20 protein-coding genes are annotated in these 21,356 nt (G+C 50.5%); 1 reads left to right on the forward strand and 19 read right to left on the reverse strand.

The features are described 5' to 3' along the window. Positions 1-8: 8 nt before the first annotated feature. The 6 genes from fliD to CCY32_RS08810 form a co-directional block, all read right to left on the reverse strand. Complete coding sequence (gene fliD / locus CCY32_RS08785; RefSeq protein WP_088330250.1) at positions 9-1,466, reverse strand: flagellar filament capping protein FliD; 1,458 nt, start codon at positions 1,464-1,466, stop codon at positions 9-11. Positions 1,467-1,492: 26 nt separating this feature from the next. Then, the gene (locus tag CCY32_RS08790) at positions 1,493-1,858 is read right to left on the reverse strand and encodes a flagellar protein FlaG (protein ID WP_246840569.1); all 366 of its coding nucleotides are present in this window, start codon (positions 1,856-1,858) and stop codon (positions 1,493-1,495) included. A gap of 131 nt (positions 1,859-1,989) precedes the next feature. Next, a complete protein-coding gene (locus CCY32_RS08795) occupies positions 1,990-2,814 on the reverse strand; it encodes a flagellin (RefSeq protein WP_088330252.1) in 825 nt (274 codons plus the stop codon). Positions 2,815-3,591: 777 nt separating this feature from the next. Then, complete coding sequence (locus CCY32_RS08800; RefSeq protein ID WP_088330253.1) at positions 3,592-4,419, reverse strand: flagellin; 828 nt, start codon at positions 4,417-4,419, stop codon at positions 3,592-3,594. A gap of 474 nt (positions 4,420-4,893) precedes the next feature. Beyond that, positions 4,894-5,724: a flagellin gene (locus CCY32_RS08805; RefSeq protein ID WP_088330254.1), complete on the reverse strand. Its 831-nt coding sequence runs from the start codon at positions 5,722-5,724 to the stop codon at positions 4,894-4,896. Positions 5,725-6,100: 376 nt separating this feature from the next. Further along, a complete protein-coding gene (locus CCY32_RS08810; RefSeq protein ID WP_088330255.1) occupies positions 6,101-6,925 on the reverse strand; it encodes a flagellin in 825 nt (274 codons plus the stop codon). Between the two features lie 259 nt (positions 6,926-7,184). On the opposite strand from CCY32_RS08810, the gene CCY32_RS08815 reads away from it, so the two are divergent. After that, on the forward strand, positions 7,185-8,141 hold the full coding sequence (locus tag CCY32_RS08815; RefSeq protein WP_088330426.1) for a hypothetical protein: 957 nt from the start codon (positions 7,185-7,187) through the stop codon (positions 8,139-8,141). Here CCY32_RS08815 and flgL read toward each other — a convergent pair. From flgL to CCY32_RS08880, 13 genes are all read right to left on the reverse strand, one after another. Then, positions 8,118-9,341, reverse strand: coding sequence for a flagellar hook-associated protein FlgL (gene flgL / locus CCY32_RS08820; RefSeq protein WP_088330256.1), 1,224 nt, complete (start codon positions 9,339-9,341; stop codon positions 8,118-8,120). The two genes, CCY32_RS08815 and flgL, sit on opposite strands and share 24 nt — an antisense overlap. Positions 9,342-9,352: 11 nt before the next feature. Continuing rightward, positions 9,353-11,497 carry a flagellar hook-associated protein FlgK gene (gene flgK, locus CCY32_RS08825; RefSeq protein WP_088330257.1) on the reverse strand — a complete coding sequence of 715 codons (2,145 nt, stop codon included), beginning with the start codon at positions 11,495-11,497 and terminating at the stop codon, positions 9,353-9,355. A 40-nt stretch (positions 11,498-11,537) separates the two neighbouring features. Further along, positions 11,538-12,554, reverse strand: a complete 1,017-nt coding sequence (flgJ, locus tag CCY32_RS08830; protein ID WP_088330258.1) for a flagellar assembly peptidoglycan hydrolase FlgJ — start codon at positions 12,552-12,554, stop codon at positions 11,538-11,540. 15 nt (positions 12,555-12,569) lie between these two features. Then, positions 12,570-13,682, reverse strand: a complete 1,113-nt coding sequence (locus CCY32_RS08835; protein WP_088330259.1) for a flagellar basal body P-ring protein FlgI — start codon at positions 13,680-13,682, stop codon at positions 12,570-12,572. 9 nt (positions 13,683-13,691) lie between these two features. Next, a complete protein-coding gene (gene flgH, locus CCY32_RS08840; RefSeq protein ID WP_088330427.1) occupies positions 13,692-14,372 on the reverse strand; it encodes a flagellar basal body L-ring protein FlgH in 681 nt (226 codons plus the stop codon). A gap of 11 nt (positions 14,373-14,383) precedes the next feature. Further along, positions 14,384-15,172, reverse strand: coding sequence for a flagellar basal-body rod protein FlgG (gene flgG / locus CCY32_RS08845; RefSeq protein WP_088330260.1), 789 nt, complete (start codon positions 15,170-15,172; stop codon positions 14,384-14,386). A gap of 32 nt (positions 15,173-15,204) precedes the next feature. Beyond that, complete coding sequence (gene flgF / locus CCY32_RS08850) at positions 15,205-15,948, reverse strand: flagellar basal-body rod protein FlgF (protein ID WP_088330261.1); 744 nt, start codon at positions 15,946-15,948, stop codon at positions 15,205-15,207. A 300-nt stretch (positions 15,949-16,248) separates the two neighbouring features. Next, positions 16,249-17,637, reverse strand: a complete 1,389-nt coding sequence (gene flgE, locus CCY32_RS08855; RefSeq protein WP_088330262.1) for a flagellar hook protein FlgE — start codon at positions 17,635-17,637, stop codon at positions 16,249-16,251. 58 nt (positions 17,638-17,695) lie between these two features. Beyond that, the gene (locus tag CCY32_RS08860) at positions 17,696-18,379 is read right to left on the reverse strand and encodes a flagellar hook assembly protein FlgD (RefSeq protein ID WP_088330263.1); all 684 of its coding nucleotides are present in this window, start codon (positions 18,377-18,379) and stop codon (positions 17,696-17,698) included. Positions 18,380-18,391: 12 nt separating this feature from the next. Beyond that, positions 18,392-18,814: a flagellar basal body rod protein FlgC gene (gene flgC / locus CCY32_RS08865; RefSeq protein WP_088330264.1), complete on the reverse strand. Its 423-nt coding sequence runs from the start codon at positions 18,812-18,814 to the stop codon at positions 18,392-18,394. After that, a complete protein-coding gene (gene flgB, locus CCY32_RS08870) occupies positions 18,814-19,215 on the reverse strand; it encodes a flagellar basal body rod protein FlgB (protein ID WP_088330265.1) in 402 nt (133 codons plus the stop codon). Before flgB ends, flgC begins: the two co-directional genes overlap by 1 nt. A 100-nt stretch (positions 19,216-19,315) precedes the next feature. After that, complete coding sequence (locus tag CCY32_RS08875; protein WP_088330428.1) at positions 19,316-20,146, reverse strand: protein-glutamate O-methyltransferase CheR; 831 nt, start codon at positions 20,144-20,146, stop codon at positions 19,316-19,318. A 14-nt stretch (positions 20,147-20,160) separates the two neighbouring features. Continuing rightward, positions 20,161-21,087 carry a chemotaxis protein CheV gene (locus tag CCY32_RS08880; RefSeq protein WP_088330266.1) on the reverse strand — a complete coding sequence of 309 codons (927 nt, stop codon included), beginning with the start codon at positions 21,085-21,087 and terminating at the stop codon, positions 20,161-20,163. Positions 21,088-21,356: the final 269 nt, after the last annotated feature.

Genomic DNA, 21,356 nt, shown 5'->3' on the forward strand with positions numbered 1-21,356 from the left:
ACGACTCCTTAAAATCCGGTTGAACTCAACGCAGCCATCAGTGCATTGCCAGTGCGATTAAGCTGAGAAACAGTCTGATCCAGTGCCAGATACTTTTTACGCTGAATATCTTCAAAGTTAAGCATCTGCAGCTCAAAACGCTCGCGCTCTTTGCCCAGCTCATCTTTTTCATCTTTTACAGATTGCTCGCGGGTTCTCAACAAACCACCAAAAGTGGTGTACTCGCGCAGGTATTCATACATGCGCGTGGCGATGCCTTCTTTTTCATCTGTAAAGAGGCTGGCAAACTGGTCAAAGTTTTCATCCAGAGCTTCATTCAACCTGTCTTCGCCACTGCCAAACCCGTACTCATCAAAATCTGAAATGCTCAGTTTACCGTCTTCATCAAAGGCGATACCAATCTGGAACAAGCTGCCCAGTTCAGAACTGCTTACCGTACCTGAAGCAATATTTGCCAATCCAGAAGAGATCCCTCTGGCCATAAAATCGCCAGCCAGTGCGCCATCATTTTCCAGTTCAGACTCCCCGTATTTCGTCAGGGTCGCTATTTCTGAAATCAGTGAGTTATAGTCATCCACAAAGTCGCGAATTTTCTTTTCTGTGCCTTCTTTATCAAAGCCCACACTTAAGGTGGACTCCTGAAAATCGCCTACGGTATCTTTGCTGGATAACTCTGTGGCGGTAAACGCAACATTATCAATGACGTTTTCAAAACGGTTGGTTTCACTTTCGACCACAATACCATCTACCGTGGCCTGAGCATTTGATGCTAGCTGCACCGGCGTTAAATACGTTGTATCTTCGGCGGCGTTAGTCGTAGAGACTCTTTGTAGATCGGCAATATCGTCATTATTAACGATTTGCAAATCATTACCTGTGCCGGTCTTATCTGAGGTAAACACCAGCTTCGCGCCATCTGCCGTACCCGTACTGATAATACTGGCAGTGACACCAAAATTGTCTGCATTGGCGTTCACTTTGTCACGTAACTGCTCCAGGGTCATGCCCGCAGTCACGTTAATATCAAAACTGTCTGTGCCGACCTTGAAGGTCAGGGAACCTGCTGTACCGCTGACAGCAGAGGTTTTACTGGCAAAATCGCCATTGGCAGTTTCAATGCGGCTGCCTTCTGCTAACTGGGTAATGGCAATTTTATAAGATCCGGTCACGGCGCTGTTGGATGCTTCAGCGGTAAAAGGGCCTGCCCCGTCTTCACTGGTCAGGCCTGGATGGCTGGCGATAGCCGTGCGGCTGTTAAGCTGACTGTTACGTCGCAATGCATCGACGGAGTCTTTGAAGGCATCCATCTTGGATTTCAATTGCCCAATACCGGAAATGACCGCGTCGAGTGACTCTTCGCGTTTATCCAACCTGTCTTGTTTAGGTTTGCGCTCAGCCTCGATTAACTGCCTGACCAAATCGTCAAGTGCTAATCCTGAACCTACCCCGAGTGATTGAATTGCCATTTAGTACCTCAATAAAGCGTTATGTATTACACCGCTTTGTTAAAAAACACGCCCACTGCAGCGCCGACTTCTGTCTGTAGCTCCTTTATTCTCTCTGCCAGTTGCAGTACCTCTTCAGAGGGTATCTGGCGGATGACATCACCGGTCTCTGCGTCCATTACTTTAATAACCCGACGCTGACTGTCTTGGTCGATACTGAAATCCAGTTGCCTGCTTTGCAAGTTGGCAAACTCACGAATTTCTTCAATCGCCTCAGCGACGCCGCTATCACTAGCTTCTCTCTTTGTATCCTTTGTATCGGCATTTTGCTGCCGGTCTTTAATATCCTGAGTGGTACCGTTCTGTTCTGATTCCCTTACAGGTTTCTCAGCGACAGCGTTGCCACCTGACAACTTTCGTTCCTCAGCCCTTTCATTTAAGAGCCTACCGGAATCCTGAACATTTTGTGAAAAATTAACGTCCATTTTTCACCTCCCGCTAAGGAAAAGCGCGGACCACTATAATTATAGTGGTCCTGGCTGGTTTATCCCAAAAGACCCAGCGCTGCCTGAGGCCGCTGATTTGCCTGACTCAGTACAGACAAGGATGCCTGCTGTATGATCTGATTACGTGTCAGCTCAGCCGTTTCTGTCGCAAAGTCCGTATCACGAATCTGCGAACGGGCACCTGATACGTTTTCAACGATATTAGCCAGGTTCCGGATCGTAGACTGGAAGCGGTTCTGCAGTGCACCCAGATCAGCCCGGGCTCCACCAATAGCGGAAATCGCTGTGTCAACGGCTGTCAGTGCTGCAGAAGCACCTGTAGTCGTAGAGACATCAACGGTCCCAACCCCCAAACCGGAAGCACCATAGCCACCAGTACGAGACAGGTTGACAGAAATCGTCTGACCACCATTAGCACCTACCAGGAAGGCTGCAGAATAGCCACCGGTCAGCAGATCAACACCCGCAAACTGAGTATTTGCTCCGATACGGCTGATTTCTGCAGTCAGGGCTGTCACTTCCTTCTGCAACGCAGCACGGTCAGAAGAACTGTTAATACCGTTTTGCGACTGCACAGCCAACTGGCGGATTCGCTGCAGAGATGTTGTGATCTCCTGCATCGCACCTTCAGCGGTTTGTGACAGTGAAATGGCATCGTTGGCATTACGCACGGCCATGTTCAGGCCCTGGATTTGTGAAGTCATGCGGTCAGTGATCTGCAAGCCAGCAGCATCATCGGCGGCACGGTTAATACGGAAGCCCGAAGACAGCCTTTCGAATGATGTCGACAAAGCATTTCCGGAACTCATTAACTGACGCTGAGCGTTCAGCGACGATACGTTAGTGTTTACATATAAACTCATAAGAGTTACCTCCTGAAAGCCTTCCCTGATACCCTCATATCAACGTTGGCTTGCCTCAATTCAACTCATTGCTGAGTTGCCTCATAATTGGAATCCGGCTTTACGCCAAAATCCAAAACTTAAATTACTCCTCGACTAATGGTATCGACCGAAGATTGAGTCTCTTTAGGATTTTTTTTAGTTTTTTAATGAAAGAAATTTAAGCTATTGTTTTAGCTTGATTTTTAATAATTAATCTGGACGAAAAGCCAGCGTATAAGGCACTCGCCGTTATGGTTTTTGTGCTGTGTTTGACGTGAATAGTGGGTTAATTTGCGCGTATGAAAAGGGCTGCAGACGAAATTCAGGCACCTTAGGATTTTTTTGACGAGAGGTTCTTTTTAGATTAGAACTAGCGCTGAAAGCAACTTAAGTGTCGGCACGCCGTTTGTTGAGTACAGTGGTCTAGATTTTTCGGTGTTGGCACAACCTTTGCTTTGTATTGGGAGTATAAAAAAGGCCAGGTCAAATGACCCGGCCAACTTGCTCACGTTAGGAGAACGAGCAAATAAGGTTTCTGTCCGGCTTGCAGGTTTTGAGAATGAAACTGGCCTCTCAACCACTTCTACACTCTCGGTCCTGCTGGTCGGCGTTTTATCCCTTGTCAGCCCGGTTACTCAACCGGGCTGACTGTAGCTGGGCCGTTAATCGGCCGTTGCTACATCCCTGGTGTCATGCCTTTGGGCATGACTGGCGGCCTCTCACTTCCACCCTCTTGATTTCATTAATCTTTTTTACTTACCCTAGCAACTGCAGTGCAGCCTGGGGGCGCTGATTGGCCTGCCCCAATACCGTAACACTGGCCTGCTGTATGATCTGCCATCGGGTCAATTCTGCCGTTTCAACGGCAAAATCTGTATCACGAATACGTGATCTTGCCGCCGCCACATTCTCAGAAATATTACTGAGGTTACGAATGGTTGACTGAAAGCGGTTCTGTATGGCACCTAAATCGGCCCGGGCTCCCCCGATAATAGAAATGGCGGTGTCCACCGCATCCATGGCCGCCGAGGCACTAGCGGCCGTAGCAACTGACAGATCCACACCGTTGAACAACCCGGATGAACCAAAGCCCCCCTGCCGGGAAATATTCACACTAATGGTCTGTCCTGCATTGGCCCCCACCAGGAATACAGCCGAATACGTCCCATCAAGAATATTCACGCCACCAAACTGAGAGGTCGACGCGATACGGCTCATTTCCTGTTTCAGCGCCGACACTTCTTTTTGCAGCGCCAGGCGGTCAGCAGAACTGTTAATGCCGTTTTGTGACTGTACTGCTAGCACCCGGATCCGCTGCAATGCGGTGGTGATCTCCTGCATCGCACCTTCTGCCGTTTGCGCCAGAGAAATGCCATCATTGGCATTTCGCACAGCCATATTCAGGCCCTGAATCTGCGATGTCATCCGATCAGAAATCTGCAAGCCAGCCGCATCGTCTTTAGCACCGTTAATTCTAAAGCCCGAAGACAGGCGCTCGAAGGCAGTACTGAGGTTATTGTTAGAGGTAAATAATTGTCTTGTGGCATTCAACGATGACACATTGGTATTAACATAAAGGCTCATAACTCTCTCCTAACCCTGCGATAACATTATTATTTTTATGGCGTTATCGCGTCATTGGGTAACATTAGATTAAATGTTGGCACGCTAAGTGCTACATCTTGTTTGCCTGTCAGAATTCTGATGGGCGCTTTACTGGTTACCTAGCCTGTAAAGAGAGTTGCAAAAAAGTGAGCGCAAGCTCTGGTCGCACTGACGGGTTTGGTGGCCAAACCTCAAACCTCTACTACCTCCTGGCGTCATTCCTGTCAGTCGGCCGCTTACAAAAAGGCCTCGTCCTTGGCTGTAAGCTCAAAGCATCTTTTGTCTCGTTAGTAATCGGTAAAGTTTCTCTGTCTTCAGGTCGGTTGCAGCTTGCCCCACAATTTGCATACCGGCCTTTTTCTTTGCTTTTTAGCTATTTCAGTCCAAAAAGCCTATCTGTCTTCAGTTATTGCAGCTTGCCCCCGCATTGCAATATCACTGATGTCCATGATCTTACCCCTGCAGCAGTGATAGCGCCGCCTGTGGTCTCTGGTTCGCCTGCCCCAGCACCGTCACACTGGCCTGCTGAATAATCTGCCAGCGGGTCAGTTCTGCCGTTTCTACGGCAAAGTCTGTATCTTTGATACGCGATCTTGCCGCCGCCACGTTCTCAGAGATATTGCTGAGGTTACGAATAGTGGACTGAAAGCGGTTCTGGATTGCACCCAAATCTGCTCGGGCACCACCAATAATGGATATGGCGGTATCCACCAGCCCCATTGCTGCTGACGCATCCTGCGCGGTCGCCACAGACACATCCACGCCGTTAAATAAACCGGAGGAACCAAAGCCACCGGGCCGCGAGATATTCACACTAATGGTCTGTCCGGCATTGGCGCCGACCAGAAACACCGCTGAGTACCTGCCATCCAGAATGTTGACGCCACCGAATTGAGAAGTGGACGCAATACGACTCATCTCCTGTTTCAGGGCAGACACTTCTTTCTGCAAGGCAAGACGGTCAGCGGAGCTGTTAATACCGTTTTGCGACTGCACCGCCAGTACGCGGATCCGTTGCAAGGCGTTGGTAATCTCCTGCATGGCACCTTCTGCGGTCTGCGCCAGCGAAATGCCGTCGTTGGCGTTACGTACAGCCATATTGAGGCCTTGTATCTGAGCCGTCATACGGTCTGATATTTGTAGTCCGGCGGCATCATCCTTGGCGCCATTAATTCTGAAGCCAGAGGACAGACGCTCAAAAGACGTACTGAGCTGATTGTTCGAGGTAAATAATTGGCGTGTCGCGTTTAACGAAGACACATTTGTATTGACGTACAAACTCATGATTTTCTCCTAACTTAGACAAAAAGACGCCAGACTTGTTATTTTTATATATTTGCTTGGCGTTAGCAGGTCCATATTGTTGTTATTAGCGGACTCTGCGGGGCATGAGTTTATTGATTTTTTTATTTCTCATTGCCTTTGTAACAGTTATCGAACCATTTGCTCAAAAGCTTTAGAGAAATTTTAGGCAACAGAAAAACCCGAGAAGATTCAGTATCTTACTCAGGACCAATGATGTCGACGGATGTGGGTAAAAATGACCGGGGGAAGTCCCCCGGTCAATCGCTCTTCGTTAGGAGAGAGTGAGCGAAACTCTTTGCGTCTGGTTTCTCAAACCTCTACCACCTCCTGGCGTCAGTTCCCAGACGGGTATTAATTATCCTAACAACTGCAGTGCGGCCTGAGGACGCTGATTAGCCTGACTCAACACTGTGGTGCTGGCCTGCTGGATAATCTGGTTACGGGTCAGCTCTGCTGTCTCAGTCGCAAAGTCAGTATCACGAATCTGCGAACGGGCGCCTGAAACGTTTTCAACGATATTAGCCAGGTTCCGAATGGTAGACTGGAAACGGTTCTGAAGCGCACCCAGATCAGCCCTGGCTCCACCAATAGCGGATATCGCTGCATCAACGGCTGTCAGTGCCGCAGAAGCACCTGTAATCGTCGAGACATCAACGGTTCCAACTCCCAAACCGGAGGCACCATAGCCACCAGTACGAGACAGGTTAACCGAAATCGTCTGACCACCATTGGCACCCACCAGGAATGCAGCAGAGTAGCCTCCGGTCAGCAGGTCAACACCTGCAAACTGTGAGGTTGCACCAATACGGCTGATCTCTGCTGTAAGAGCTGTTACTTCTTTTTGCAGTGCCGCACGGTCAGCTGAGGTATTGATACCGTTTTGTGACTGAACAGCCAGCTGACGAATACGCTGCAATGAGGTTGTGATCTCCTGCATTGCACCTTCGGCAGTCTGTGACAGTGAAATGGCATCATTGGCATTACGAACGGCCATATTCAGGCCTTGGATTTGGGATGTCATACGGTCGGTGATCTGCAAGCCTGCAGCATCATCGGCAGCACGATTAATGCGGAAACCGGAAGACAGTCTTTCGAACGACGTAGACAGTGAACTCGAAGAGTTCATCAACTGGCGCTGCGCATTAAGTGACGAAACGTTGGTATTTACATATAAAGACATAAGTCTCTCCTACACTCTCAGTCCAGCGGTCTGCTGGCATCCGGCTTTCACCGAAGGTTTAAAAACACTTAAGGAACAATAACTTTGTCAAAAAAGTTAGTGTTACTGGCTCTCTCGATTAAGTTTATCGACGGTGCTGAAAATCCCTTTAGGAAAAATTGCCGCCTGTGGCAAAAATGCGGCAAAAGTTTGCCGTTTTGCAATCTCTAAGCATTTGAGATTCAATGGTTTAAAGATAAAAATTGGAATAGAAAAAAAGATGGTGACACAGTGGCAAAAATGCATTTCGGCACGGGCTTCTCACAGCGCCTTTACGGATCTATGTGAATTTAACCAACACCTGTACTGTTGTTTTCGCGAAGCCACAGACCATATCAGTGGCGATGGCCGGATTTGTATTCTGAAGCTCAACTGGCAAGGTCAGATCATCGATAAAAACCATCTGCGCATTGCCGGCGCCGATCTCAGAGATCCCAAATTAAGCGTCGATGGCAACAACAAACTAATACTACTGGCTTATGCCAGATATCGAGGTGAGTCCGGTGCTTATTCCCAGCCGCTGACCTGGTTCTCCGGCGATGGGTTTAGCTGGTCATCCGCCAAAGAAATCGGTCACAAATACTGGTGGCTGTGGCGACTGAGATGGCACCAGGGACAAGCTTTTGGGGTGGCCTATAACAGACAGGCTCAGCGTACCGCACTCTATTCGGGGCATCCGCTGCGCACTTTTGAGTGCATCGTAGACGATTTATTCAGCTTATCCCGCCAGGCTAAGGGCTACCCGAATGAAAGCGATATGCTCTTTACGCAGGACAACACGGTGTATGTGCTGCTGCGCAGAGATGCTGATAGCTGCACGGCCCAATTAGGCATGGCAAAGCCACCTTATCGGCGCTGGCAGTGGCAGGATTTAGGGGTTTATCTGGGGGGCCCGACAATGCTTGGGTTGGATCAGGAGCGCGCCCTGGTCAGTGGCAGAGTATGGACAGAACAAGGGCCGAGAACCGCATTGTTACGCCTGAACCTACGGTCAGCCAGGATAAAACTGATCACCCTGCTGCCCTCAGCGGGGGATAACAGCTACCCGGGCATGGTCATTAAACATAACGCCTTGTATGTCAGTTACTATTCCAGTCACCAACAGCAAAAAAGCTGCATTTACCTGTACCACCACGGTGACGTGGAGCGACTACTAAATGAAGTCGAAGAGGGATAAACCGGTCACCCGGGAAAAGGTCGATTGAGCCGCCTGCAATGCCGTCTCCTGACGACTGAGATCAGAAACCGCCTGCGCATAATCCACATCTTCAATATCTGAGCGGGTGGACTTATGTGCGATCTCCAGATCCAGGTTGGACTCATAGATCGATTCCGCCACATTCAGCCGACCACCGACACCGGCCGTGGCCGCGCCGAGTTTCTCCAGACCATTATCGATGCCGATCAGCGCATCGCTCAGGTTCTCCTGAAAATTTTGTTGCGAGATGTTCGGATCATTGAGCGCCACAAAAAAATCATCCAGTGTCTGAGCCAGGTTTTTCTTTTGTGGTGGATCTAGCTGAAACTGAACCGTATCACCCGGTCCTCCGTCAATAGTGAACTGCAAGCCATTGAAGGTAAAAGGCTCGCCGGCACTGAAATTAAATGAGCCGAGGTTGGCACCGGTACCGGTGTTCGTCACCGTCACCTGATTGCCGGCGCCATTGATTTGCAACTGAAACTGGTTGTTTGCCGGTGTCACCGCATCATAGTTTTGAATATGAAAGGCATCAAAATCTTTTTGCAGTGTCACTTTCAGATCCACATCTGCCGCACTGCCACCGGTTACACTGGACTTAAAGCGGGCAAACACATCCTCAAAAACGGTTTTACCCGAATCGGCAGCCTGAAGTCTGACTGCCGGAGACACCTGCAACTCGTTGGTCCCTTCGTCGCCCTGAAACTGATATTTATTGCCAGTGGCGGCCGGATCAAACACAAACGCGGGCGATTTTGACTGATAACCGGCAAAGATATAGTCACCAGAGGCATCACGGGAGTTCATCAAATCAAACACCTCATCCCGGATGGCCCCGATTTCCACGGCCAGAGCCGCTTTATCTTCCGCCGACATCACGCCGTTGCCCGACTGTACCGCCAATTGGCGGGCCCGCTGCACAGAGCTGTTGATGTTGCGCATGACCGCTTCCTGCTCTTCCAGCGCACTGGTGAGCACGTCATTATTACGCTGAAACTGCTTAATTTGCTCCAGTTCTTCGGTAAGACGAATCACCTTGGATGCCCCCACAGGATCATCCGATGGCCGCAATAATTTTTTACCTGACGCCAGTTGTTGCTGCAGATCAGAGAGGTTCCCCTGATTATTGAGGATACTCTGAATACTGCGATCAAAAAGCTGATTGGTAGAAATGCGCATACGCTTACCTTTTACCGTGCTGCACTGAGTATAGTATCAAACAATGACTGTGCTGTGCTCAGCACCCTTGCCGAGGCCGCATAAGCCTGCTGAAAACGAATCAGGTTGGAGGCCTCTTCGTCCAGACTGACCCCGGACACAGACTGGAACCAATCACTGGATTGTTGCTCCATGGCCTGTGCGGCTTTGAGCTCTATATCGGCCGTCGCCGCTTTTTCACCAACACTACTGACGGTTTCGGCATAGGCTCCATGAAAGGTGGTGCCATTCTGGTCACTGAAACCGGTACTCACATTCCGTCTGATGGTATTGACATCCTGCAAGCCAGCCAGTTCAAGACCATTGCGGTTATCGTCTACGCCATTGGTGTTAAAACCTATGCTGAAACTATCACCAGCCTTGGGCACCCCTTCTAAACTAAGGTCGAAACCAGGATAATCATCCAGAGCAGAGAACGCCGCTGGCCAAGCCGGGCCTGCACCGATGGCCTCACCCTGTGCCAGCAGATTTTTCAGATCAGGGGCGTTGCTCACCGTGGTGATCACGGTACCGGCACTATCGAGGATCTGATACGAATCGGCAGCAGTAAATACAATCTCCGCCGGTGCCCCAACACCACCGCCCGGCGCGGCGCCCGGTCCATGGATGCCCCCAGTGCCGTCAAAGGCCGAGGCCCCGGAATCTGCAAAGGTGTTATCGACGGTGGTATTACTCACTGACGTGGCAACCACCTGAGCCCCGCCTAAATTACCGATATCGCCTTGCGCTTTTATCGGAGAGGCAAAGGCCAGATCCTCACCGCGAACGATATCCAGGTTCACCTCTGCCGCGGTATAGCGAGTAGGTTGCAACAGGAATTCGTCATCAACTGCATAAGTGGCGCCATCGGGAAACTCCAGTTCCAGCCCATCCATAATCGGCTCCCAGGTGCCACCGGCTGCCTCCAGTCCGGTAAAGGTCTGGGTGATGGCATTGCCATTGGTATCCAATGACGGGGTGCCATCGGGATTTAGCAGCTCAACGGTGATATTCACCGTATCCGGTGGGCCCGCATTAACCGCATCAATGGTAATTTTATAATCGGAGGTGCTCAGGTTTTCCGCCTGACCGGCCTCAACCCTGCCGTTGACGGCCAGGGTATTTGAAGAATTACCTGCATAATTCAGGGCCTGCACACTGGGCAGGTTAAAAATATCCACACCGAGCTGTCCGTCATAATCCATGCCCAGGCGATTTTGCTCGTTCATGGCATCAGCAAATCCGAGCGCCAGTTGCCCCAGTTCTCGTTGTGCTGGCGCCAGCACCTCGTCACGAAAGGAGAACAGGCCACCCAGTTTTCCGCCCAGATCGGTTTCCGCCACATTGATCGTGGCCGGTTTGTCGGAGCTTTGTAACTGCAGCGTTTTACGGGTGATATCCGGATCACCGCTAATCTGAAAGACATTGAACACCCCGGCATCCAAGACCAGTGATTGACCTGATGTCAGATTAACCAGGGTACTGCCATCGTCTTTTTGCCGGGTTTCGATAGAAACGATTTCGGCCAGTTTCTGAATCGCCATATCCCGCTCGTTTTTCAGCACGCCCGGTTCTTCAAATTTATTACCGGCTTGTATCTCGCGGATCTTACGATTCAGTTCAGAGATGTTCTCAATCAGATCGTTGGCCTCGGTGGTAATATTACCGAGTTCCTCGTTCAGTTCCTGCTCAGTCTGATTCATATAATTGGACAAACTGCCCATGCGCTCCAGGGTCGACCCGGCCTGACCCAGAACCAGCCCTCTGGCCGCCACATTACCCGGCTCATCAATCGCGGTTTGCAAGGCGGAAAAGTAGCGGCTCAGGCTACCGGAGATACTGTTCGCTTCGCTGGCCAGAATATTATCCAGCTGTGCAATACGCTGATAGAAAGCCTCGGCCTCACCCAGCCGGGTGGTATCACGGCGCAACTGGTTTTGTGCGAATTGATTAATGACACGCTCGGTTGTTCCCTGACCAACTCCCCCGGTAAGTTGCGAGACAAAATTGGTGCGCTCACGAACAAAACCTTCCGTATTCACATTGGAAATATTGTGACCTGTGGTTTGCAGCAGCGTATTGCTGGTGCGAAGACCACTGTTGGCAATGGAGAAAAGATCGGATGTACGAATCGTCATATATCAATCCTGCTCTGGTTGATGACAGTGCATCTGACAATTATTCATCGCCAGTCCCTGCCTGTCTCAGAATGGCCTGAGTCGCCACAATTGTCTCTCCCTGGTTGTGAGCGGATAAGCCAGCACCACGCTGAAACAGCTCGCTATCCATCAACTTAAGAATCTTATCCGCATATGCTGGGTCTGTGGCATAACCTGCCTGTTGCAGTGTGTTGAAATACCCTTTGGGGTCGTCGGTTTGCTTCATGGCCTCGGCATACCGGGGGTTGTCACGCACAAAGTCCACATAATCCTGCATCGAATCCGCAAAGGAGGAATAGCTGCGAAAAGGCGCTTTTTCCGACTTCGCCAACCCATCGCGGTATTCCAGGGTATTGATCAGAGCTTTATCCCCCTGCCAGCCCTTACTGGCTTTAATACCAAACAGGTTATGACTGTTTTGCCCTGATGGCAGGTGAATCATTTTCTGCCCCCAGCCAGTTTCCAGTGCAGCCTGTGCCAGCAGTGCCCGGCCATCGAGGCCAATCTGAGCACCAATGGCCTGCGCATGCGGCAACAAGCTTTCGACAAACTCTCCGGCGTTGTCAAAAGCCGGTAACTTCTGCCCCAGTTGCGTATCTGGCCCAAGAACCTGTGTCTGCGCATCGGCGGTACTTTGTATTCGCTGGCGATTAATGGATGACAAATTACCGTCATTGCGCAACAAGCTTGCCGGTGTATAGCCTTCTACGTTCTGCCCCAGTTGCTTGACAATGAGATCCGCCAGTCCCAGTGCTCCTGAACCACTGATATCGGTGGCCATCTGCTGATCATGCATATCCCGGTAGAATTTCACCTGCTCCGAATTAAAGGGGCTGTCTTCATCGGCAAGCACATCCTGAGCGTCACGCATGGACTTGAGCATCATACGTACGAAGATGCCCTCAAATTGTTTAGCGGCTTCTTCCAGCGCATTTTTATCGCCACTCACTGCCGCTTTTCGCAGAGTGTCCAGACCTTTGATGTCATGCACATTTCTGGATTGTTGCAGTTGTTCGAGGGAATAACGCTGTTCCATAATTCTGTCCCGGGCTCAAATAACGATAAGCTGTCCCTGTAAGGCACCGGCTTTGCGCAGTGCCTCCAGGATGGCCATCAAATCACCTGGCGCAGCCCCGACTTCGTTCACAGCCCGCACTAACTGATCGAGGGTCACGCCTGGCTCAAATTTAAACATCCGGCTGTCTTCCATGTTCACATCGACGATTGAACGCGGGGTCACCGCCGTGTCACCCTCTGCCAGCGCATTGGGTTGATCGACCTGGAAGTTCTCTGAAATGGTCACCGTCAGACCACCATGGGTGACCGCGGCGGGCCGCAATCTGACATTTTCACCGATCACTATGGTGCCGGTACGACTGTTTACGATAACTCTGGCAGAGGCTTGAGCCGGTTCGAATTCGAAGTTTTCCAGTGTTGCCAGAAAGCCCACGCGCTGTCCCACATCCCTTGGTGCAGAGACCCTGACAGACGCCGCATCGATGGGTGTGGCAACCGCCTGACCTTTGCTGGGATCGGCGCCCAGCTTCTCATTAATGGCATCCGCAAGCGCCTGGGCGGTAGAAAAATCAGGATAGTTCAGGTTCAGGGTCAGATAGTCATTTTGCATCAGCCCACTGGGCACGGCTCTTTCTACCATTCCACCGTTGACAATGGTTCCCACCGTTGGCGTGTTGGAGACAATTCTGGAGCCATCGGCGCCTTCAGCACCGAATCCACTGACCACCAGACTGCCCTGAGCCACAGCATAAACGTTACCGTCCAGACCTTTCAGAAAGGTTTGCAACAGGGTACCGCCGCGCAGGCTGTCGGCTTCACCAATGGACGATACGGTCACATCAATAGTCTGGCCGGGTTTCACAAACGGCGGTAACTCGGCATGCACTGCCACGGCCGCCACATTCTTGATCTTCGGCTTCAGGTTACTGGGCATCATGATGCCAAAATTAGACAACATGGTACGAAAGCTTTGTTCTGTAAACGGACTCTGTTCTCCGGTGCCCGGCAAACCGACCACCAGACCATAGCCTACCAACTGATTACTGCGCACACCTTGTATCGAAGCCAGATCTTTAATGCGCTGAGCCGCCTCAACGACCGGAGCAAAAACCATCAGTATACTGAGTAACACGATTAGACTGCGCATAGTTAACTCCTAGAAAGGCCACCACTGCGATGAAAAGAAACGGGTCAGCCATCCTTTTTCCTGAGACCGTGCAAAACTCCCCGTACCGCTGTACTGAATTCGGGCGTTGGCAATTTTGGAAGAATCCACCTGATTCTCCGGACTGATATCCGCTGCCCGCACAATGCCGGTCAGGCGAATGTATTCGTCACCATTGTTCAGGGTCAGCCATTTTTCTCCCCGCACTGCCAGATTCTGATTGGGTAAGACCTGGGTAACGGTCACCGATATGTTGCCGTTCAGACTGTTACTCTGGTTGGCGGTGGCACTGCCGGAAAACTCATTGGAGCTGTCCAGCCCAAGCTGAATCGACTCATTGCCAATATTAATGTTGTTGCCACCGAGTCCGGTAATCGGTAGTACATCGATCTCAGACTCTTTACTGGTATTGGTGCCGGCAGATTTGCTGGCATTGGTGTTTTCCCTGAGCACCACCGTAATAATGTCGCCCACACGACGTGCTTTGACATCAGAGTACAGGCTGTTGGCGAAATTCTGCTTATAAATGGAGCCATCCTCTTCGAGCTTCTCCTCCGGTGCATCGGGCATCACCGGTGCAAAAAAGGGATCACCGGGCGCCGGTCCACGGGGCACGGAGCTGGCACACCCGAGCATCATCAAAGAACAGAAAAAAAGCGTAAGCAGTTTCATCATTTTACCCATTAGAGTTGCTGGATAACCTGGCCTAACATCTGATCTACCGATGAAATCACCTTCGAGTTCATCTCATAGAGTCGCTGACTTTCAATCAGGTTTACCAGTTCTTCAGTTACGTTAACGTTCGAGGTTTCCAGTGAGCCCTGATTCAACGATCCCAGCCCTTCAAGGCCTGGCACTCCCTGCAAGGGTGCACCGCTGACTGCAGTTTCTACATAGAGGTTCTGGCCGATGGGCTGCAACCCGGTGGGGTTGATAAAATCCGTCAGATTTAGCTGTCCCAGTACCACAGGCTCCGCCTGTCCACGTATGGTGGCGGAAACTTCGCCATCCTGAGAAATGGTAATTTGCTGAGCATCTTCAGGCACCGCGATCACGGGCTGTAACTGGAATCCGGCACCGGGCGTTACAATTTCACCGTCTTCGTTAAGGGTAAACTGTCCATTACGGGTATACGCCAGAGTACCGTCAGGTTGAAGAATTTCGAAAAATCCCCTGCCCTGAATAGAGATATCCAACGCATTATCCGTTGTCAGCAAGTTCCCCTGTGTAAAGGCTTTCTGGGTTGCCACCACTTTTGAACCTGCGCCCAACATCAAGCCCGAGGGAAGCTCGGTGTCTGCCGAGGAACGCCCGCCAGGCTGGTTGATATTCTGATAGAGCAAGTCTTCAAAAATCGCACGGCTTTTCTTAAAGCCAACGGTACTGGCATTGGCCAGATTATTGGAAACCACCGAAACATCGGTTTGGGCCGCATCCAGGCCGGTTTTACTGATCCATAATGCCGGGTGCATAATTTGTCTCCACGGTTCGTTTCACACTTTAATCAGATAATCCGCAACAACATATTGCCGCGCATATCCAGTTCATCTGCTTTTTTCATCATCTTGACCTGCAACTCATAGTGACGCTGCAATTCAATCATGCTGACCATCTCTTCGATGGGATTGACGTTACTGCCCTCAAGCATGCCGTTACTTAAGCGGACATTAATGTCCTGCGCGGCCGGTGTGCCGTCTTTCAGACGAAATAAGCCGTCACTGCCTTTTTCCATCTGACTCAGTTCAGGGTTAACCAGCTTGAGCTGCCCGACTTCTGCCAGGACTTCAACCGGAGCACCCTGAGGGCGAATGGATAAGGTGCCATCGGCGGCAATATCTATCTTCGACAGGGGCAACGGCAAAGCAATGGGACCGCCATCACCAATAACCAAGTTACCGTGACCATCTTCGAGCAAGCCATCGGCTCCGACCTGTAAGTTACCTGCGCGGGTATAGGCTTCATTGCCCTGAGCATCCTGAACACTCAACCAGCCGCGCCCCTGAATGGCCACATCCAGTTCCCTGCCGGTTTTTATCATGGCGCCACTTTCATATTTGTGACTGGGACTTTCGGTCATCGCAAACACCCGGGTCGGCAAGCCTTCGCCAAATGCCGGCATCGCCCGGGCTTGTTCCAGCTGAGCCTTGAAACCGGTGGTCTGCGCATTGGCCAGATTGTTTGCCCGTACGCCCGTTGCAAGCAGATCCTGCTTAGCACCACTGGCAGCGATATAAAGCATTTTGTCCATGACACTTTCTTGACTGTTAAACCTTATCCATAACTCTGCAAGTTAAGTGCCAGATTGGGGGAATTGCGAATGATGAATGATGAGTTTTAATTAGCCCCCAGTTTTCAGCTATCAGTCATCAGCAGCAAAGAAGCCAGACTGCAATTGCTCTGATGCCGTGCTTTTGCTGCCCACTGATAGCTAAGGACTGATAACTCTTTTTCTCTGAGGTAAAATCCGTTTCTGGTATCTTTCTTTTATTAAAAAAGGGGTGAGATGGTTTCCCAACCTCACCCCTCGCTCTTCTCTCCTAACTTTTCACTATCTGATGTTCAATACTGTCTGATTCAGCTGGTTATTCACTTCAAGGGCTCTGGAGTTGGCCTGGAAGTTACGCTGCGCGATAATCATATCAATCAGCTCTGTGGTCAGGTTGACGTTGGCCTGCTCCAACGCAGAGGAATTTATCTCACCAAAGGTACCCGTGGTGGCTTCACCGGCCAGGGCTTCACCGGAAAGAATACTCTCCTGCCATTGTGTGCTGCCCATCTGGGTCAGGCCCTGCTCATTGGCAAAGCGCACCAGTGCAACACGACTCAAAGGCTCAGAGGTACCATTTGAATAGGTCGCACGTACCAGCCCATCCGGGCCGATATCGACCCCGGTAAGACGCCCCACCGGCAATCCATCCTGCTCCAGCGCAGTCACTTCAAAGCCTGAAGCAAACTGCGTAGGCTCATCGGGTGTTGCGGTCGCGGCATTAAGATTAAAGTCGATGGTGATATCCTGAGCCGGATCTGAACCATTAGACAAAATACCCGCACCCAACGCATCGGTAATCAGCTTGCTGTCTGCCTGAGCCGCACCATCTGCTGATTCTATGGCAATAAAGTCACCGCCGGAGGAAAAGGTTAATCTGGAGCCTGATACAGCGTTACCGGTATTGGTACCGGCTGTGTTGGCCGCAGCACCCGGGGCAAGCGGCGCTCCGGCGCTATCATTGATATTGACCAGCTGGTCATCAATGGAGGTGACCATCACCCACTCATTCGCCGCCACGCCCGCGGTGGAGTCTTTAATAAAATAGAAGGTCTGCACATGGCTGTCGCCCAGTGAATCATAAATGGTCACTGAAGTAGCAGCGTTATAGGTAAGCGGATCGGTGGGATCAAAATCTGCCGGATCCAGCGCACCATCATTAGCGGGCAGGTTCATTTTAAGGTCCACTTCGCTGGTAGCCTGTGGCGTACCAGAAGAGTCAGGCACCCTTACTGGCTGTGTGGTACTTAAAGCCACCGACGCCGATGAGCCATCAGGGTTAACCGGAAAGCCCAACAGGTGATCGCCATTTGAGTTGACCATAAAGTTTTCGGAATTTAGCTTAAACATGCCTGCGCGGGTGAAGGAAAAGTCCCGGGCTGAGGGTTCGGGTACCGTGGCAAAAAAACCATTGCCGGTAATCGCCAGATCCAACGCGTTATTGGTGAACTGCAGGCTACCCTGAGTAAACTGCTGAGCCACTTCAGAGGTCAGTACACCGTCGCCCACTTTGGTCTTGCCGCCTGCTAGCAAGGAGGCGGCATACACATCCACAAACTCGGCGCGGGACTCTTTAAAGCCTACCGTATTCACGTTAGCAATATTGTTTGCTGTTGTATCGAGGTCTTTTTGTGAGGCATTAACGCCACTTAAAGCAATATTAAAAGACATGGTCACTCTCTCCTATACGGTTTCCTGTAGAAAACCAGTTGTGCCAGCGGCACTTTAATTAACTTTTACCAATTTGCAGTACATCGCCAATCTTGACACTTTCATCACCGGCCAGATTCAGAATCACACCCTGGCTGCTTGATGCCAGACTGACACTGTTGACATGGCGGTTAATGGCCGTTGGCAGATCGCGGGTTTCGTCTCCGACTCTGCCACTGGCTTTAATGGTGTAGTTGCCGGGGGGCAATAAATTGCCGTTACTGTCTGTACCATCCCAGCCAAATTCGATGTTGCCGGCCTGATTGGTACCAATGTTCATGGTGCGCACTGTCTGACCAAACTGATCTTCCACGGTGATCTTCATATCCTGAACAGACTGCTCGTTTATGATGACGCCGGACACGGCACCTTCAGCCCCCAGCGCAGCCTTATTGCCCATCACCAGAACGTCCTGACCAATCAGGCTGGATGCCTGCAATGCCTGGCTGGAGTTCATATTGGCGGCAAAACTTTCGAAATTGGTGTTCAGATTGTTCAGACTGTCCGCCATGGTGAAGTTGGTCATCTGCGCAATCATCTGATCGTTGTCCACCGGCTTGGTCGGGTCCTGCATCGCCAGTTGTTCAGTCAGCAAGGAGAAAAAATCCTCCTGCGTCAGCTTGCCATCTTCAGGCTTGGGAACGCCGGATTCTTCCTGCCAGTACAAATCGCGAATATCTTTGTTATTGCTCACGCTTTCCATCATTGGCTCCTGTTATTGACCCTGGCCAAGCATCAGCACACGACGGAAAATCCGCTTAGTGGTATCCGCTACCTGGATATTGGTCTCATAGGCCTTGGAGGCAGAAAGCATATCCGCCATCTCTTCTACCACATTGACATTAGGCTTGTAGATGTAGCCGTTTTCATCGGCCATGGGATGGCTGGGGTTGTGTTCAACCAGCAACGGCTTGTCGCTCTCTACAATCCCCTCCACCTTCACCCCCGGCGTCGCATTCTGGTTATTCATGGCCTGCTCCATGGCCGCAGCGAATACCGGCTTACGCGCACGGTACGTGTCTTCATAACTGCTGCTAACACTGTTTGCATTGGCGATATTGCTGGCTGTGGTATTCAGACGAACACCCTCTGCCGCAATACCGGTGGTAGCGATATTCATTATATTAAACAGGCTCATTAGGCTTGCCCTCCTTTCAGGGCGTTTTTCATGCCCTTAAATTTACCCTTGAGGAATTCGAGACCAGCCTGATAACGCATGCCGGTATCCAGAAATTCGTTTCTTTCTTTTTGCACTTCGACAGTGTTGCCGTCACCCGTATCGGGCTGCATCGGTACCCGATAGAGCAAATCCTGGGTGTTACGTATCTGCACATCAAAGTGCTTTTCGTGAGTGCGACTGAGGCTTGACTTCTGCTCAAGCTGTGCCGTTTGCATGGCAGCTTTAAAGTCAACGTCGCGCGCCTTGTAACCCGGAGTATTGGCATTGGCCAGATTTCCGGCAATGGTTTCCATACGCTGATCGCGAATCGTCAGCGCCTTGTGATGAAAGCCCACCAATTTATCCAGACTGATTGCCATGCTGTACTCCTGCAAAAAACAACTTCGCAGAAAACAAAGCAAAGGCTATGCCAGAATCTGATTTATTTAAGAGGTGAAAAGCGGAATTTTAGAAAAAGCGTTATTTTTTAACGTAATACAGCCCGGGGCTGCAGCGCACCATACTGAATGCATCCGATAAGCCTGACATGGACTCAGACGCCCCAAGGAATAACACTCCTTCATTTTGCAGGCTGGCGGCAATCTGTTGCAGTATCTTTGCCTTACTCGCCGGTGAGAAATAGATCAGCACGTTTCGGCAAAAAACCAGGTCAAAGCGACCCATCGACGCATAAGAGTCGAGCAAATTGATGGGCTTGAAGGACACCATGCTGGTGACCTGAGATTTTAATTTAAGGGTGCCATTGGCGGTAGGTTCAAAGAATTGCCGCTTGCGATCCTCTGACAAGCCACGTGATAACGACAGGTTATCGTATTCCGCAGCCTTACACCGGTTCAACATGTCTACAGAGATATCCGTGCCCACTATCTGCACACCACCGGGAAACGCCCCCGGATTACGTTGCTGGTACTCCAGCGCCGTCATTGCAATGGAATAGGGCTCCTGCCCGGAAGAACAAGCCGCCGACCAGATTTTGAGCGGCGAAGACTTACCCTTAAACTTGGCGAACAACTGTGACTTGAGCAATTCAAAGGGATAGGTATCCCGAAACCACAGAGTCTCATTGGTGGTCATCGCGTCGATGACAGCCTCGCGTAAGGTGCGATCGTGGCTATTGACTACCTTGGCAATTAACTGCGCCAGGCTGTCTATCTGAAATTTTCGCAACAACGGTGATAAACGACTGCGCACCAGATACTGCTTGTTATCACCCAGCACAATACCGCATTGTTTTTCCAGGTAATTACGGAATAGCTGATAATCCTGGCTAGCGATTTCTCTGTCAGACACGGACTGCACTCTTGTTAAACTTCAAGACCTAACCATTTTTTCACTGAGTTGGCGAGTTCATCTGGGTGGAACTTAGCAATAAAGTCATCGGCTCCCACCTTTTTCACCATCGCCTGATTGAACACACCGCTTAAGGAGGTGTGCAGGATAACATGAAGTTTATTCAGCTTAGGGTTATTTTTTATCTCGGCGGTCAGGGTATAGCCGTCCATTTCCGGCATCTCGATATCCGACACCAGCACCCCAACTTTGTCGGTCACATCGCCGGTTTCTTCGGCCAATGCCAGCAATCCTTTCAGCGCCTCAGCGCCATTTTTTGCCGCTTCGATTTTCAGCCCTAAACTGGTGAGCGCCTTAATCACCTGCTTTCTGGCCACTGAGGAGTCATCGGCGATATAGATGATTTTGTCCTTAATGGCAGAGATATCCAGCCCTTCTGTCACCGACGCACTGACGTCAGTTCCCAGTGGGGTAATTTCATTCAGAATCTTCTCTACATCCAGAATCTCAACCAACTCATTGTCGATTTCTGTGACGGCAGTGAGATAGCTGGCTCTGCCCGTTCCCTTAGGCGGAGGCAGAATCGAGTCCCAGTTGATATTGATAATGCGCTCCACTGAACCCACCAGAAATCCCTGCACAGAACGGTTGTATTCAGCAATGATGATAAAGCGCTTGGTCACATCATCAATCATTTTGCCACCGGTCGCCATGCTTAAATCAATCACAGAAATAGTCTGGCCACGAATATGAGCAACACCGCGAACAAAGGGATTCAGTTTAGGCATGGAGGTGAGTGGTGGACACTGCAACACTTCGCGCACTTTAAACACGTTAATGCCAAAGCGCTGATTACCCTGCAACTTGAATAACAGTAATTCGAGTCGGTTCTGCCCGACTAACTGTGTACGTTGATTAACTGAATCAAGGATCCCAGCCATATATCACCCCAAAGCTGTTTCAGTGTAGGCACAGAACTTGCCACTACTGAATTATATTAGCCTGTATCGACAGTAATTTGACAGTCGATACAAGTCAGACTGAACCGGTAGCAGCACGATGCACTGATGTCGGCACACGTAAAGCCTATGCGTTGTAATCGTTATCGCAACCCCTGGCGCAAACATTAATTCTGAATGAGTCAAAATAGGAAGCTGCTGCCATGTTACAAGATTTTGTCCTTAAGCATAGCCAAACTGGTACAAAGTGA

Source organism: Lacimicrobium sp. SS2-24, assembly GCF_002201535.1.
Lineage (GTDB): Bacteria > Pseudomonadota > Gammaproteobacteria > Enterobacterales > Alteromonadaceae > Lacimicrobium.